Raw genomic sequence first — 16,792 nt, forward strand, 5'->3', positions numbered from 1 at the left:
CCGAAAAGGGGGAAGGAAACAATGATCGATTATGCATGGCTCATACCGCTTTTCCCGCTTGTTTCGTTTTTGATACTTATTATGTTCGGGAAGAAAATTAGAGAGGGAAGTAGTGTACTAGGTATTTTCTTTACCTTTCTCTCCTTTCTCTCCGCGGTAGTGGTACTAATAGAACGGTTTTCATCCGAGGCAGTGAAGCATAAGTGGGTATGGCTTAGAACAGGAGATATAGATATATCATTTGGTTTTGAAGTTACCGCATTAGGAGCTTTAATGTTGTTTATCGTTACGCTTGTGAGTTTTCTTGTACATGTGTACTCAAAAGGTTATATGAAAGGGGAGGAAAGATTACCGACCTTTTATGCATATTTAGGGCTCTTTACATTTGCGATGCTCGGGCTTGTTATATCGCCGAATTTATTACAGCTTTATATATTTTGGGAGTTAGTAGGACTCGGTTCATTTCTACTCATCGGTTTTTACTTCTTTAAAGAAGAAGCGAAGGCTGCTGCGAAAAAGGCTTTTATTATGACACGCATTGGGGATGTTGGGCTATTTATTGGGATGATTTTAATTTTTTGGCATGCAGGTAGTTTTGAATATGACGCGATTTTTAAAGCGATTCATACGGGCGATCTCTCTCCTTCTATGATTACAATAACGGCGATATTAATTTTTATCGGTGCGATGGGGAAATCGGGCCAGTTTCCGCTTCATACGTGGTTACCAGATGCAATGGAAGGACCGACGCCTGTTTCGGCGCTTATTCACGCAGCAACGATGGTTGCTGCCGGCGTATATTTAGTAGCGACGATGTTCCCGCTATTTTCAGCAAGTGTGGTAGCGATGCAAACTGTTGCAATCGTTGGGGCTTTCACCGCAATCTTTGCGGCCTCTATTGGTCTTGTACAAACGGATATTAAGAGGGTTCTTGCTTATTCTACAGTTAGTCAGCTCGGGTATATGATGCTTGCGCTAGGCTCTGCTGGTTATGTAGCTGGTGTCTTTCACTTAACGACACACGCCTTCTTTAAAGCATTACTGTTCTTGGCGGCAGGAAGTGTAATTCATGCAGTCCATACGCAAAACATTAATAAAATGGGCGGTTTACAGAAAAAGATGAAAGTAACCGGTGCACTATTTTTAATAGGCACACTTGCAATTAGTGGTGTTCCTCTTCTTTCCGGATTTTTTAGTAAAGATGAAATTTTAGTGGCGACTTGGATGAACGGCAATTACTTTCTATTCGTTTTAGCAGTAATTGCGGCATTTCTAACAGCATTTTATATGTTCCGTCTATACTTTCTTGTTTTTACAGGGGAAACGAAGACGGAGGAAGCGGTGCATGAATCACCTCGCACAATGACGTATCCGATGATTGTCCTTGGTGTTCTTGCGGTAGTGGCAGGCTATATAAATACACCGTGGTTCGGAACGTTTCTTGGGGATTGGCTCACGAAAGATGTAGGATTCAAAGTGCAGGAAGTACATGGACCGGTTTGGATTATGATTGTTGCAACGCTCGTTGCATTTGCGGGAATTGTCCTCGCATATTTCATATATGGTAAGAAAGCTATCTCTAGAGATTGGGCAGGCGGAGAAGGGACGCCTCTTTATAACCTTTTGAAAGAAAAATATTATGTGGATGAACTTTACAATGTTACGGTGCTTCCTATTACGAAAGGAATCGCTCATGTACTTCGTTTATTTGAAGTATACGTTGTAGAAGGAATTGCAGTTTTAATTGCGGGATTGGTTAAAGGTATGAGCCGTCTAGGATCGCGGCTTCAAAATGGTAATGTACAAGTGTACGGAACTGTAACGGCCGTTTCGCTCGCTGTGCTCATAATTATTTTGTTATATACGGGAGGGGATTTACGATGAATGGATTGCTATTAACGTTCTTCATTTTCTCCCCGCTTTTAGGGATTCTCTTGCTTGTATTAACGCCGAAAAAAGAATCGCGTACAGTGCGAGCGCTTGGTTTATTTGGGACGGCGCTTCCATTTGGTATCGCTATCGTCCTCGCTTGTACATATGCTTCAGGAAAGAGTTTATCGATATTTGATGAGAAAGTGAAATGGATTAAATTTGGGGATTTTACAGCGGTAGATAAAAGATGGTTCTCCATTTATTACGAGATTGGTATTGATGGTTTATCGCTTGTAATGATGGTGCTGACGGCCCTACTAGCAATGCTTGCAACAATTGCGGCATTTTCCATTAAACGAAATTTAAAAGCATTCTACATGCTATTACTCATGCTAGAAATAGGGATGCTCGGTGTCTTCGCTGCTCAAAATTTAATGCTGTTCTTCATCTTCTTTGAAATTACGCTGCCACCAATGTTTTTATTAATTGGCAAGTGGGGGAAATTGTCGAGTGAAAAGGCTGCATATAGTTATTTAATATATAACGGTATCGGATCAGCTATTTTACTTATCGTTTTCTCGGTTTTATTTGCGAAAACAGGTACAACAAATATTACGGAGCTTAAAGAAATATTAACGAGTGTAGGTGCTGGGGGAGGGATGGCTGTCTCAAGTAGCTTACAGTTCGGCTTGTTTCTTGCCATAATGATTGCCTTTGCGATTAAGCTTCCTGTTTTCCCTTTGCATCGCTGGATGGTCAATGTACACATAGAAGCGCATCCTGCTGTAGTTATGCTTCATGCGGGAGTTTTACTGAAAATTGGAGCATACGGTATTATTCGCTTCGGGAAAGGATTATTTCCAGAACATTTTCGTGATTTTGCAACGCTAATTGCGATTTTAGGAGTCATTAATTTATTGTACGGGGCCTTTCTAGCACTCATCCAAACGGACTTTAGAAAGGTGCTTGCTTACTCTAGTATTTCGCATATGGGCATTGTGTTAATGGGGCTTGCGGCGTTAAACGCACCAGGTATACAAGGGGCACTGTTCCAGGTTGTGTCTCACGGTTTAATTGCGGCATTGCTCTTTTTCTTACTTGGCAGGATTGAAGAGCGTTTTGGGACTTCAGATATTACAGCGCTTGGTGGACTCGCAAAAAGTGTTCCTGTGCTTAGCGGCTTCTTCCTAGCGGGAGGTATGGCATCGCTTGGAATGCCAGGGATGTCTGGATTTATTAGCGAATTCCTTGCTTTTCTCGGTTTATTTCAAGGGAAACCAGTTATAGCTGCCGTAGGTGTACTTGGAATTATTTTAACCGCTGTATACGTATTAAGAGCGACACTTCAAGTGACATTTGGTAAGAAAGAATGGGAAGCGAAATCTGATATACACGGATGGGAGTATGTTCCTGTTATATTACTTATCGTTTGTATTATCGCAATTGGAGTAATGCCAGAACTACTAGGGGATCCGCTTCAAAATACGTTGAAAACATTGGGGGTGAAGTAGGATGGATATGAATACGTTACTTAGCTTGTCGTGGCATCTGATGGTGCCGGAATTCATTATTCTTGGGGCAGCCATCCTTCTTTCCATATGTGATTTGTTTTTTAAGCTGAACCATAGGCACGTTGCGATTGGTGCAATCGCAGCCGTCGTATTAGCGGCCGTGTCATTAATTACGCTATATAGTGAACCAGCGGGAGATATTTTAAATGGATCGTTTGTGTTAGATGGATTTTCAAAAGGGTTTAAAACGTTGTTATTAATCGGGGCAGCTCTCGTCTTATGTATGGCAATGAGCGATGATGAAAAGGATCCTATCGAGGATAAGGGAGAATATTATTACTTAATGTTAATGGCGCTTCTTGGAGCGATGTTCATGGCTTCAAGCGTTGATTTCATCACACTATTCGTCGGTTTAGAATTGCTGTCGCTTTCTTCCTACATTCTTGTAGGAATCCGGAAAAGAAACCGCGCATCGAATGAGGCGGCGATGAAATACGTCATTAACGGAGGAATTGGAACAGCAATTACGCTCTTTGGAATGAGTTATTTATACGGTATTACAGGATCGACCAACATAGTGGAAATGCAAAAGGCATTTACGCAAGGATTGGCCGGGGGCATTCAGTTATTGTTAGCTCTCGCATTTCTACTTTTACTTGTTGGACTCTCATTCAAAATTGCAACAGTTCCCTTTCATATGTGGGCACCGGATGTGTATGAGGGAGCGGCTACACCTGTCACTGCTTTTCTCGGAACGATTTCTAAAATTGCTGGTTTTCTACTCATTACGCGTTTGTTTCTTATGGTTTTTGCAGGAGTGGCAATCCAAGGAGACGCACAATCTTTGTACGGGCGTATGAGTATATACATTGCTGTGCTAGCTAGTATTACGATGATTATTGGGAATGTAGTAGCGTTAAAGCAATACAATGTAAAACGTCTATTTGCCTATTCAGGTATCGCGCACGCTGGGTATTTGCTCGTGCCTCTTGTGGCGCTATCGCAGTTCACGATGGATAGTATGTGGTTTTATATGCTTGCATACATGCTTATGAATATAGGGGCATTTGCAATCATCCACGGATTAATCTTACAAAATGATAAGGAAAATATGACGATTTTTACAGGATTATACAAGCGATCTCCATTTACAGCTATAGTGATGACAATCTTTATTTTATCGTTAGCTGGAATACCGGGGACAGCTGGTTTTATCGGGAAAATTAACATCTTTTTAGGGGCACTCCATGTTGAACCTGCTCATTACGTATTAGCTTCTATTATGATGGGGACAACAGTTGTTTCATTCGTATATTACTTCCGGATATTACAGCAAATGTTTTTCCGCACAGGAGGGGCAGAAGAAAAGCTTCGGTTACCGTTAAATATAAAGATTGTCATGAGTTTTTGTGCAATTTCGATTGTAATACTGGGAATTATGCCGATGATTGGTTACAATTTCTTTTATGAATATTTTCCATTAATGAAGGATTTCTTCTTCTTGGGGAACGTGGTACAATAGTGAAAATAAAAGGTGTAGAGTCCATACTCTGCGCTTTTTATTTTGGAGTAACAGCAAACGGAAACGTATATAAGTATATGTTTTTTGAGAGGAAATTACGATTTGAAATGTAAGAAGCCTATTCGCGTTTGAAAAAGTGTGGCTCCTACTTATTATGGTATCGTTTTTACATTTTGCGTAAGTAGTAGCCAAACAAAAAAGGGGTCGATTTTTTGGCACAACTTTTAGGGCAACAAGCACTGATTGCCATTGTTTCGCATTTATTGTTTATTACTATTACGTGGTGGGCCTTGCAAGGTATTCACATTGAGCGTTTAATGAAGTCTGGGAAAGTGGTGCAGACGAGGGTATTACTCATCCTAGTTACGATTGCAATTGGGACATCTGTCAGTAACTTTTTCCTTGATTATTTAGGCTATTCAAAGAGTTTAACGTATTTAGTAAAGTAAGTGTATAGAACCTCATATCTCCGTTAACAATGGGGATAGGAGGGGATGAAATTGAAGCTTAAAGCCATTCTTATCGTTGTCTTAAGTGTTGTTTTATTTTTGGTTGGATATAGAGAGATGAAACCTATAAGCGATGAACAGAAGATGGAGAGCATGATCAAGGCTTTAGAGAAGAATGATGCAAAAGTAGAGCGGTGGTCATGGTTAGCGCGAGAAACAAAAACAATTTCTAATATACATACGTTTCAAAAATTGTTAAACGATGTGAAGGAAAAGGCAAATATCGAAAGTTGGGAATTAGAACAATCTCCAGATGGATATAAAGCTACATCCTATAAAAAATCTTCTTCCTATGAAGAACGAGTAGTAGTAACTTGGACTAAGGAAAATACTAAAGAAAACACTTTCATTATATTTGAAGTAAGCGGGGCGAAATGGGACCCGAAGTACGTTCAGAAAATGAATAAAATTTTTAACGGAAAACCTACAATTTATACTTGTGTTCAAGGTGTATTGAATGATAAGATTGAAGGTGTTTTGCAAAATAAAACCAATCAGGTTTTGAAAGATCTTTCAGCAAGAGCGATCGAACAGACAGAAGAAAGAGCATTTGTGTCAGTCTCCGCATATAATAAAAAGTGGAATGACGCTCTTTCGATAAATAGAGAGAAAATAAATGTGCAAATAGCAATACGTTCTACAGACAACAAAGATATAATTGTGGTTGGCACACCGATCATAACTTCTGAGTATTGAGTGAATAGATACTGAAAAAAGGACACGGAGGGGAATAATTTGGAAAAGATCATCGTCCGTGGCGGAAAGCGGTTAAACGGCACAGTGCGTGTTGAGGGCGCAAAAAATGCTGTATTACCTATAATCGCTGCAGCCCTATTAGCGAGTGATGGAAAGAATGTACTATCTGAAGTACCAGTTTTGTCTGATGTATACACAATTAACGAGGTATTACGTCATTTAAATGCTGAAGTCGTATTTGAAAATAACCAAGTAACAATCGATTCTTCTAAAGAATTAAACATTGAAGCACCATTTGAGTATGTACGTAAAATGCGTGCATCTGTCCAAGTAATGGGCCCATTATTAGCACGTAACGGTCGTGCTCGTATTGCACTTCCTGGTGGATGTGCAATTGGTTCACGTCCAATTGACCAACATTTAAAAGGCTTCGAAGCAATGGGAGCAAAAGTAAAAGTTGGTAACGGTTTTGTTGAGGCGTACGTAGAGGGAGAACTAAAAGGAGCTAAAATTTATTTAGACTTCCCAAGTGTAGGCGCGACAGAAAACATTATGTCTGCAGCGACATTAGCAAAAGGGACAACAGTCCTTGAAAACGCAGCGAAAGAACCAGAAATCGTTGACTTAGCTAACTTCTTAAATGCGATGGGAGCGAAAGTACGCGGAGCTGGAACTGGAACGATTCGTATCGAAGGCGTTGATAAATTATATGGTGCAAACCACCCTATTATTCCTGACCGTATTGAAGCAGGAACATTCATGGTTGCAGCAGCAATTACTGGTGGAGACGTCTTAATTGAAAATGCTGTACCTGAACATTTACGCTCAATTACAGCGAAAATGGAAGAAATGGGTGTTAAAATTATTGAGGAAAACGAAGGTATACGTGTTATCGGCCCAGATAAGTTAAAAGCGGTTGATATTAAAACTATGCCTCACCCAGGTTTCCCAACAGACATGCAATCACAAATGATGGCATTATTATTACAAGCTGAAGGAACAAGCATGATTACTGAAACGGTATTCGAAAACCGCTTTATGCACGTTGAAGAATTCCGTCGTATGAATGCTGATATTAAAATTGAAGGTCGTTCTGTAATTATGAACGGTCCAAACAGCTTACAAGGTGCTGAAGTAGGCGCGACTGATTTACGTGCAGCAGCAGCATTAATTTTAGCTGGTTTAGTATCAGAAGGTTATACTCGTGTAACAGAGTTAAAACATCTTGACCGTGGCTATGTAAACTTCCATAAGAAATTAGCTGCATTAGGTGCAACTATTGAACGTGTAAACGAAAAAGTAGAAGAAGTGACAGAACAAGAAGTTTCTGATCTTCACGCTTAATTGAAGTAGTCTCTATGTCTTTTGACATAGGGGCTATTTTTTTTACTATTACTGTTATAGTCAAGAAATTCAATACTTATGCACGTCTCAGTAAAAATATTTAGAAAATTTTCGTTTTATTTCGCTATTTGTGGTCAGTACAACTTCACCGCATTAAAATTTCACTTTATATCGATATCCCAAAGCATGTTCTAAAAGATTCCATAGATTCATAAGGATGAAAGGAAGCCAACTTTATATTGGGGGAATAGGATGAAATTTTCAAAGCCACTTTTCATTACAGTAGCGCTTTTAATAGCGCTCGTCATCATTGTACCTGCTGCTCTTGTTATTCCGTTTGCGAAAGCAAAAGTAGGAGAAGAAGCAGCTTCTAAAACTCCTCCAGCGATAGAAAGTATACCAGCTCCAGGGAAAGTGGATACAGCGGTTCAGGTTGCTGTATATCGTGATCGGCAGAAGAAGGTAGACACATTACCTATGGAGGAGTATGTGACCGGTGTAGTAGCTTCTGAGATGAATGCCAGCTTTGAAATAGAGGCGCTAAAGGCGCAGGCATTAGCAGCGAGAACATTTGTAGTCCAGCGTATGCTAAGCGGAGGTAAGAAAAACAATGCGGACGTGACAGATACGGTGAAAGATCAAGTGTACAAAAGCAAAGAAGAATTGAAGAAACAATGGGGTAATAACTACGAAAATAATTTAAAGAAAATCGAGGAAGCCGTTTCGAAAACCGCAGGACAAGTTTTAACGTATGATGGAAAACCAATTTCAGCTTCTTTCTTCTCAACGAGTAACGGCCGGACGGAAAATGCAGCTGATTATTGGGGAAATGATTATCCGTACCTGAAAAGCGTAGATAGTCCGTGGGATCAAGCATCTCCAAAATTTACGAGCGAGCAAACATTTACAGTAGCGGACTTTCAAAAACGTCTCGGTGTGAAAGTACTAGCGGACGGAAAAGTCGGCGATATTAAAGACCTTACAGAAGGCAAACGAGTAAAAGATGTAGCGTTTCAAGGAAAAACATTAACAGGAAAAGAAGTGCGTGAAAAATTAGATTTACGCTCGTCGGACTTCACGTGGAAACAACAGGGGGATAAAATCGTCGTTACAACGAAAGGATTCGGTCATGGCGTTGGCATGAGCCAATACGGAGCGAATGGCATGGCAGCGGAAGGTAAGAAATATACAGATATCGTCGCTCATTATTATAAAGGCGTTGAAATAAAGACGATGAATGATTATGAAGGAAAATTGATGGTGAAGAAGTAGGGTGAAAAAGAGGCCGTCCCAAATGGTAGTTGGGACGGTTTTCTTTTGTTGGTAGGTAGGTTATTTTTGTCGTATTCTGCAGTTAAGTCGATATAATTCAATTTGCGTTGATTTAAATTCGATTATCATTGCAATCGTAACAAAGAAGAAAATAGCTTTAGTCAGAAGTTCAATTTTGGAACGTCCTTTTTGTCATTATTTGTAGAAATAAATGGAAGTTACCCTGTATACCGCGTGTTATAATACAGTTATGTGAATATATAAAATATAATAACAGGGGGTAATGAAAAATGATGATGGATGTACCACTTCTCATTCCGTCCATGATGGAACGAGCGGAGAAATATTTTTCGAAAAAGGAAGTTGTTTCAAGGACTGTATCGCGTATTCATACATTAACATACGGAGAAATTGCAAAGCGGACGAGAAGGCTTGCTAGTGTATTAACGAAAATGGGAATTGAACAAGGGGATAAAGTAGGGACAATTGCTTGGAACCATCATAGGCATTTGGAAGCATACTTTGCGATTCCAGGAATCGGAGCGGTGCTACATACGATTAATTTAAGGCTTTCTGCTGATCACATTTCATATATTATTAATCATGCAGAAGATAAAATCATTCTTGTCGATGAAGATATGGTACCCATATTAGAGAGCATTCAACACGAAATCCCGCATATAAAAGCCTTTATTATTATGACAGACGATCATAAACTACTTCACACAACACTATCACCAGCATATCATTATGACCAATTACTCGAAGAAGGCGATGAGACATTTCCGTTTGTAAAAGATTTAGATGAAAAAGAACCAGCCGGTATGTGCTACACATCAGCTACAACAGGAAAACCGAAAGGTGTAGTTTACACACACCGTAGTATTGCGCTCCATAGTTATACACTTGGGCTTGCGGATGGCGGGAATATATCAGAAGTAGACACTTGTATGCCTATCGTTCCAATGTTCCATGTTAATGCATGGGGATTACCGTTTGCGAGTACATGGTTTGGGACAAAACTCGTATTACCAGGACCGCATTTCACACCGAAAATTTTAGCGGAGTTAATTGAAAGTGAGAAAGTAACAATTACGGCTGGCGTGCCGACAATTTGGATTGGCTTATTACAAGAACTTGAGAAGCATCCATATGATATTAGTAGCGTAAAAACGATATGGTCAGGTGGATCAGCGGCTCCGCAAAGTATGATTCGTACGTATGAAGAGAAATACGAAATTGCATTTAGACAAATATATGGAATGACAGAAACGAGTCCTGCTGTTGTAATTAATTGTCCGAAATCATATCAACGCGATTTACCGAAAGAAGAATATTATAACTTGCGCTCTCGCCAAGGATATTTATTCCCTGGGCTAGAAATGAAAGCGATTGGACAAGACGGTGAAGTTAAGTGGGACGGGAAAGAAATGGGAGAACTTTGCCTAAGAGGCCCATGGATCGCTGGTAGCTATTATAAAGATGAGCGTACAGAGGAATCGATGAAAGATGGTTGGCTCCATACAGGAGATATCGTTACAGTTGATTCGGAAGGATTTATTAAAATTGCTGATCGTACGAAAGACTTAATTAAAAGCGGCGGTGAATGGATTTCTTCAGTAGATTTAGAAAATGCTTTAATGTCACACGATAACGTATTAGAAGCATCTGTCGTGGCAGTTCCGCATGAAAAATGGCAAGAACGTCCTGTTGCTTGCGTCGTGTTAAAAGAAGGACAAGCAGTAGAAAGAGAAGAGCTGTATGCTTTACTAGAAGCCGAATTCCCGAAATGGTGGATGCCAGATGATATTTTATTCGTAAATGAAATTCCGAAAACATCTGTAGGGAAATTCCTAAAAAGAGCACTTCGTGATCAGCTGAAGACTTATATGGTAGAGCAGAAATAGAGAAGAAGGCTATCCTGATGGATAGCCTTCTTTGCTGATATAGTATAAAAACATTGTATTAAATATCATAATTTTCCATTAATTGTTTGGTATAATAGGATAAAAAAACATTTGGGGGAGACAGAATGGCGTTATTGGAGTTGAAACAATTAGGGAAGACGAACCAGTTACCGGCAGTTGAATTGAAGGTTGAAAAAGGACAATGTGTTGTTTTGCAGTGTAATAATCATACAGCTAAAGTGTTGCATCGCATTATTATCGGAGAAGAAGAGGCTTCTTCGGGCAGTGTGTTATTTGAAGGGGAGCCGATTGGAAAGAAAGTATATTCACACATCGGTTTTTGTTTTTTGAAAGATGAAGCATACGACCGTTTGAAGGTGAAGGAATACTTCAAGTTCTTATTAGGGCTTTATGAATCACATATGAGTATAGAAGAAGTAGTACAATATGTCGGTCTCCTAGATAAGTTAAACGTTAAAATAGAAAAATTGTCCTTTTCAGAGAAACGCCGTCTTCATATCGGGCGAGTTATGATTCATAATCCTTATTTAGTTATTTTGGAAGAACCAGAGCAAAACGTAGATACAGAGAGTACAATTATTATTCGAAAAGCGATTATGAAAATGAAAGAGCAAGGAAAGGCAATCTTTATTACGTCATCTTTCTTATCGGACGCCCTTTCGTTAACAGAAGATGTATACATATTAAATAACGATGGTGTGAAAAAAGTAGAAATTGAGCAAGAAGAAGTTGAAGAAGTGGACGGAGAAAAAGTCGTTCAAATGATTCCGCAAATGAAGTTAGAAAGAATACCAGCGAAAGTGAACGATAAAATCATTTTATTAGACCCAATGGAGATTCATTTTATTGAAACGCAAAACGGAGTAACACATATTCACGTTCGTGAAGGCGATTTCGTATGTGCATTAACATTAAGTGAACTAGAAACGAGATTAACAGGATTCGGTTTCTTTAGATGTCATCGCTCGTACCTTGTTAATTTACAAAGGGTGCGAGAAGTCATTACGTGGACACGTAATAGTTTCAGTTTAATTTTGGATGATGAAAGAAAAAGTTCGATTCCGCTTTCGAAAGGGCGAATGGATGAATTAAAAGGTGTAATTGGGCTATAAAAAATGCTCCAATAAGCTCAAAATACGATTCGTTCACCGGTAAAAATACTCCTTTTACCGGTATTTTACTGCGTAAACCCTTTGTTTTTCATATGATTGAGTCAAGAAAAGCGAAACAAACAAACGAAAAGCGCTAAGGCGACTTTCATCTATAAAAAGAAAAAACAAAGGGGATGACGAAATGACATTGGCAATTGAAATGAAAGATGTAATGAAAAGTTTCGATGGAAAAACGGCCCTTCGAAATGTAAATATTGAGGTGAAGCAAGGAGAAATCTTTGGATTCCTCGGACCGAGTGGATCCGGGAAAACAACAACAGTAAAAATATTAACATCTCAATTGCTTCATAGCGTTGGAACAGTAAGAGTGTTAGGGAAAGACATTACGGGACCAAGTAGCATCGATTACAAACGAATTGGTATTTTAACAGACAATAGCGGCTTATATGAAAGACTTAGCATTTATGATAACTTACTATTATTTTGTGACTTATACGATTGTAAAAAAGAACGAATTGATGAAGTGTTAGCACAAGTGAACTTACTAGATGATAAAAAAACACAAGTGAAAAAGTTATCAAAAGGAATGAAGCAGCGCGTCATACTAGCGAGAGCAATTCTTCATAAACCAGATATCCTCTTTTTAGATGAACCAACATCTGCACTTGATCCAGTAAACGTACAAAACATTCATAAAATCTTAAAAGACTTAAATAAAGAAGGAACAACGATTTTCTTAACAACGCACAACATGGACGAAGCAGAAACGCTTTGTAACCGCATTGCCTTTCTATGTGGAGGAGAAATAGTAGCTCTTGATACACCAGAAAACCTTCGCTTGCAATATGCGAAAGATCAAATACAAGTTGTGTTAACAGATAAGAAGAAAGAAATTGTGAAAAAAGATGAATTAGGGGCAAAACGCATTTCAGAATGGATGAAAAAAGGCGAATTACTATCTATTCATTCGCACGAACCAACGTTAGGCGATATCTTTATTGAAGTTACTGGGAGGGGATTATAATGACATTTTCAATGAGACGATTTTCAGCGATTTTCCGGAAAGAGTTACAGGATTTTAAAACGAATTCACAAACTTTAATTATGTTGGTAATGCCACTTGTCTTTTCGGTATTATTTAGTCGCTCAGATAATATGAGAGAAGTTGGAGCAAGTACGTTAACTGCGATGGCGTTAGTTATGGTTGGAGGCTTTGTACAGGCGATGCTTATCGCTGAAGAAAAGGAAAAAAATACGCTTCGTGTTCTTATGCTATCACCAGCATCATCTATTGAAGTATTAATTGGTAAAAGTTCATTAACAGGTATGATTACAGTTGCAATCTGTTTTATTAATCTACTTATTTTAGGTAAATTAGAAGGTAATTTTGCATTATTATTACTCATCTTTGTTCTTGGAATGCTAATATTTAACCTCATTGGTACTTGTATTGGATTATTAGCTCAAAATGTGCCGCAAACATCAACAATTGGATTACCAATATTAATGACATTTCTTTTCGGTGATTTAATTGGAATGTTTGTGAAGAATGAAGTCGTTACAAAAATAATCGATTATTTACCAACTCGTCATATCGGTCTTGCAGTTAGCGGTGTTATAAAAGGTGGAGGTTTAAGTGCAATTACTAGTAATTTATTGAACATAACTATTTGGTTAGTTGCAGTACTTGTTATTACGCTCTTCATTTATAGAAAGAAACAAATGGACTAAAAACTGAGCTCAAACGCTCAGTTTTTTCCTTTTTCTATCATTTCCTCGGAAATTTTGCAATTCCTATACATATTTTCGCATATTTTGTCGAAAATTAATTAGTTATAGGTTGTATAGGATGATTGAATATTGTTCAAAATGATTGCTGAGGTGATGATGGAATGCGAGGAAGAAATAATAAAAAGTCGCGAAAAGTAGTACATTTATTTCAAAGAAGATGGGTGTTTCCGGCACTATACATTGCTTGTGCAGCGGTAATCTTAATGGTTGCGCTATGGTTCCAAGGAGCTAATCCAAAGAAAGCTCCGAACCAAGATCAAGCAACGCCGTATACACAAACGGAAGATCCAGCAGTACCAGTAACAAAGTCTTCAGAAGTAGTGAAAATGCCAGCTGCAGCAAATGCAGAAGTAGTAGTACAGAAGAAATTCTATGAAGATGCAGCATCAGAGGCGGAACAAGAAAAAGCACTTGTCTTTTATAACAACACATATTCCCCTAATAAAGGAATCGACATTGCTGCGAAGAACGGAAAAGAATTTGATGTTACAGCTGCTTTAAGTGGTACAGTAACGAAAGCTGAAAAAGATTCACTTCTTGGTTATGTTGTAACAGTAGATAGTGGAAATGGTGTAGCAGCATCTTATCAAAGCTTAGGCAGTGTGAAAGTAGAAAAAGGTGCAAGAGTTGCGCAAGGTGAAGTGTTAGGGAAATCAGGTCTAAGTGCAATGAATAAAGATGCAGGTTCTTACGTTCACTTTGAAGTACGTAAAGACAATGTGGCTGTGAATCCTGAGCGTTATTTAAATAAATCAGTAGCAGAAATTAAAGCTGATGCAGGTGCTGCAAAGGCGACAAATGCTTCTGGTAAAAAAGCTGATGACAAATCTCAAAAAGAAGAAAAGTCAACAAGCACGAAACCAGAAAGTAAAACAGAAGATAAGTCTCAAAAAGAAGAGAAATCAACAAGCGGTTCGACTAGTGATAAAGAAACGAATGGCAAACAAGATGAGCAATCTCAAAAAGAAGAAAAATCAACGAATGGTTCTACAGAATCATCTAACGGTTCTTCTTCACAAGAATAATAAAGTGAAAAAATCAGTTCTCATTAGGAGAGCTGATTTTTTCACTTTCATATAAAAATAATCAATTTCGAGAAAAAAGTTGCAATAACAAGGAAAAATGACGAGATTCTCGAATATATATTACAAAAGGGAGGGGATACTGTGTCATTTTTATCTGTTCTGTCGATTGCTATTATTTTGTTGTTTGTTTTATTCGCTTTATATTATTATATTGCCAGTAAGAAGGAAGTTCCCCACCAACAGTTGTTGAAAGAAGATTGTGACCGAGAAGAGTGACACCTTTTATAAAGAGGTGTCACTTTTTTTCGCTATAATTGTCATCTTTAACGTATTTCTCACAAAAAAATGTAATTTTTCTTAACTTAGTCCGCAAAAATAGTGAACATGTAGCATATATCAGTAGTGCGGGCAATACAATGGTATAAACCAATGCAAAGAGAGTGTTTGAGGTGAGAAATCGTGAATCCTTTCATTATAAATCCAAGAATGTTTAACGCTTACAAACAGCACTCACATTTACTTCATAGTCGTATGCAGCGAGTCTCATTTCACACTTCTCACATCCAATTTAGGGAGGCGAGTGGTGTGCACGATTACATCAAAGAGAGAACTATCAAGATTGGCAAGTATATCGTGGAGACAAGAAAGACAGTGCGTGTAATTGCAAAGGAGTTTGGGGTATCAAAGAGTACAGTCCATAAAGATTTAACAGAACGTTTGCCAGAAATTAATCCAGAGCTCGCAAATGAAGTGAAAGAAATTCTTGATTATCATAAGTCTATTCGTCATTTAAGAGGGGGAGAAGCAACGAAGCAGAAGTATAGAAAAGAAGATATAGAAAAGCCTGTACGTCAATAAATGCAAAACAGCAAACATTCCTTACAGATTCGGTAATGTTTTTCAGAAAAATTCTTTTTGCGAATATTACGTTTCTGTTAAATTTATGATAAAATCAGAAATTAGGTGTAAAAGAATTCGGGTGTAACCTGATTTTGAATATCGAGGAGGAAAAGACGGGAATGTTTGCGCGAGATATCGGAATTGACTTAGGTACGGCTAACGTATTAATTCATGTTAAAGGTAAGGGTGTTGTATTAAATGAGCCATCTGTTGTGGCAATTGATCGTAATAGTGGAAAAGTATTAGCAGTAGGTGAAGAAGCAAGAAGTATGGTGGGACGTACACCTGGTAATATTGTGGCAATTCGTCCGCTTAAAGATGGTGTAATCGCAGATTTCGAAATTACAGAAGCAATGTTAAAGTATTTCATTAACAAATTGGACGTGAAGAGCTTCTTTTCAAAACCTCGCATTTTAATTTGCTGCCCAACAAATATCACATCTGTAGAACAAAAAGCAATTCGTGAGGCTGCTGAACGTTCAGGTGGTAAAACAGTATTTTTAGAAGAAGAACCAAAAGTAGCTGCAGTTGGTGCTGGTATGGAAATTTTCCAGCCAAGCGGAAACATGGTTGTTGATATTGGTGGAGGTACAACAGATATTGCCGTACTTTCTATGGGTGACATTGTTACCTCTTCCTCTATCAAAATGGCTGGCGATAAGTTTGATATGGAGATCTTAAACTACGTTAAACGTAAGTATAAGCTATTGATTGGAGAACGTACTTCAGAAAATATTAAAATTAAAATTGGTACAGTATTCCCAGGTGCACGTAGTGAAGAGCTTGAAATTCGCGGACGTGACATGGTAACTGGTTTACCACGTACAATTACAGTATGCTCTGAAGAAATTACAGAAGCACTAAAAGAAGACGCGGCTATCATTGTACAAGCTGCAAAAGGCGTACTAGAGCGCACACCACCAGAACTATCTGCGGACATTATTGACCGTGGTGTTATTCTAACAGGCGGTGGAGCTTTATTACACGGTATCGACATGCTTCTAGCAGAAGAGTTAAAATTACCAGTATTAATTGCTGAAAACCCAATGCAATGTGTTGCTGTTGGTACAGGTATCATGTTAGAAAACATCGATAAATTACCACGTCGTGCATTACGATAAGGTTCAAAAACGTATAAAAGTAGTAAAAATCAGGAAGAGGATGTTTTCTTCCTGATTTTTTTGTAGTTGAAGAAGATAAATAGAACTTTGTAGAATTAACTAAGAAAGCGCTTTCCTAGAGTGTGTATGACAAAAACTGCATATTAATGGTAATAGTTTGTAAATGAAAAGTATGCGATAATCACTATT

At 38.4% G+C, this 16,792-nt stretch carries 15 protein-coding genes; all 15 read left to right on the plus strand.

Going from position 1 to position 16,792, the window contains the following annotated elements; all coding sequences use genetic code 11:
• Positions 1-21: 21 nt before the first annotated feature.
• Positions 22-1,884: an NADH-quinone oxidoreductase subunit L gene (gene nuoL / locus JDS80_RS10995; RefSeq protein WP_199638418.1), complete on the plus strand. Its 1,863-nt coding sequence runs from the start codon at positions 22-24 to the stop codon at positions 1,882-1,884.
• On the plus strand, positions 1,881-3,383 hold the full coding sequence (locus JDS80_RS11000; protein WP_199638420.1) for an NADH-quinone oxidoreductase subunit M: 1,503 nt from the start codon (positions 1,881-1,883) through the stop codon (positions 3,381-3,383). Before nuoL ends, JDS80_RS11000 begins: the two co-directional genes overlap by 4 nt.
• A gap of 7 nt (positions 3,384-3,390) precedes the next feature.
• Positions 3,391-4,905 carry an NADH-quinone oxidoreductase subunit NuoN gene (gene nuoN, locus JDS80_RS11005; protein WP_346011363.1) on the plus strand — a complete coding sequence of 505 codons (1,515 nt, stop codon included), beginning with the start codon at positions 3,391-3,393 and terminating at the stop codon, positions 4,903-4,905.
• Between the two features lie 212 nt (positions 4,906-5,117).
• Positions 5,118-5,354 (plus strand): DUF1146 family protein, encoded by a 237-nt coding sequence (locus tag JDS80_RS11010; protein WP_098888484.1) that lies wholly within the window; start codon positions 5,118-5,120, stop codon positions 5,352-5,354.
• A 51-nt stretch (positions 5,355-5,405) separates the two neighbouring features.
• On the plus strand, positions 5,406-6,110 hold the full coding sequence (locus tag JDS80_RS11015; protein ID WP_412676988.1) for a YwmB family TATA-box binding protein: 705 nt from the start codon (positions 5,406-5,408) through the stop codon (positions 6,108-6,110).
• A gap of 39 nt (positions 6,111-6,149) precedes the next feature.
• Entirely contained in the window at positions 6,150-7,454 is a 1,305-nt protein-coding gene (gene murA / locus JDS80_RS11020; protein ID WP_071748397.1) for a UDP-N-acetylglucosamine 1-carboxyvinyltransferase, read from the plus strand.
• Positions 7,455-7,706: 252 nt separating this feature from the next.
• Positions 7,707-8,726 carry a stage II sporulation protein D gene (gene spoIID / locus JDS80_RS11025; RefSeq protein WP_090813728.1) on the plus strand — a complete coding sequence of 340 codons (1,020 nt, stop codon included), beginning with the start codon at positions 7,707-7,709 and terminating at the stop codon, positions 8,724-8,726.
• A gap of 290 nt (positions 8,727-9,016) precedes the next feature.
• Positions 9,017-10,633, plus strand: a complete 1,617-nt coding sequence (locus JDS80_RS11030) for a long-chain fatty acid--CoA ligase (RefSeq protein WP_199638422.1) — start codon at positions 9,017-9,019, stop codon at positions 10,631-10,633.
• A 125-nt stretch (positions 10,634-10,758) separates the two neighbouring features.
• A complete protein-coding gene (locus JDS80_RS11035; RefSeq protein WP_098888482.1) occupies positions 10,759-11,766 on the plus strand; it encodes a LytTR family transcriptional regulator DNA-binding domain-containing protein in 1,008 nt (335 codons plus the stop codon).
• 181 nt (positions 11,767-11,947) lie between these two features.
• Positions 11,948-12,790 carry an ABC transporter ATP-binding protein gene (locus JDS80_RS11040; protein ID WP_000170828.1) on the plus strand — a complete coding sequence of 281 codons (843 nt, stop codon included), beginning with the start codon at positions 11,948-11,950 and terminating at the stop codon, positions 12,788-12,790.
• Complete coding sequence (locus JDS80_RS11045; RefSeq protein WP_071769875.1) at positions 12,790-13,497, plus strand: ABC transporter permease; 708 nt, start codon at positions 12,790-12,792, stop codon at positions 13,495-13,497. The genes JDS80_RS11040 and JDS80_RS11045 overlap by 1 nt, the downstream gene beginning before the upstream one ends.
• 161 nt (positions 13,498-13,658) lie before the next feature.
• Entirely contained in the window at positions 13,659-14,582 is a 924-nt protein-coding gene (locus JDS80_RS11050; RefSeq protein ID WP_016130953.1) for a stage II sporulation protein SpoIIQ, read from the plus strand.
• Between the two features lie 141 nt (positions 14,583-14,723).
• Positions 14,724-14,858 carry an ABC transporter ATP-binding protein gene (locus tag JDS80_RS11055; RefSeq protein ID WP_199638424.1) on the plus strand — a complete coding sequence of 45 codons (135 nt, stop codon included), beginning with the start codon at positions 14,724-14,726 and terminating at the stop codon, positions 14,856-14,858.
• 309 nt (positions 14,859-15,167) lie between these two features.
• Positions 15,168-15,440 carry a sporulation transcriptional regulator SpoIIID gene (spoIIID, locus tag JDS80_RS11060; RefSeq protein ID WP_000544010.1) on the plus strand — a complete coding sequence of 91 codons (273 nt, stop codon included), beginning with the start codon at positions 15,168-15,170 and terminating at the stop codon, positions 15,438-15,440.
• A gap of 161 nt (positions 15,441-15,601) precedes the next feature.
• The gene (gene mreB / locus JDS80_RS11065) at positions 15,602-16,603 is read left to right on the plus strand and encodes a rod shape-determining protein (RefSeq protein ID WP_000457994.1); all 1,002 of its coding nucleotides are present in this window, start codon (positions 15,602-15,604) and stop codon (positions 16,601-16,603) included.
• The last annotated feature ends 189 nt before the right edge of the window (positions 16,604-16,792 follow it).

Source organism: Bacillus cereus group sp. N8 (assembly GCF_016483685.1).
Lineage (GTDB): Bacteria > Bacillota > Bacilli > Bacillales > Bacillaceae_G > Bacillus_A > Bacillus_A proteolyticus.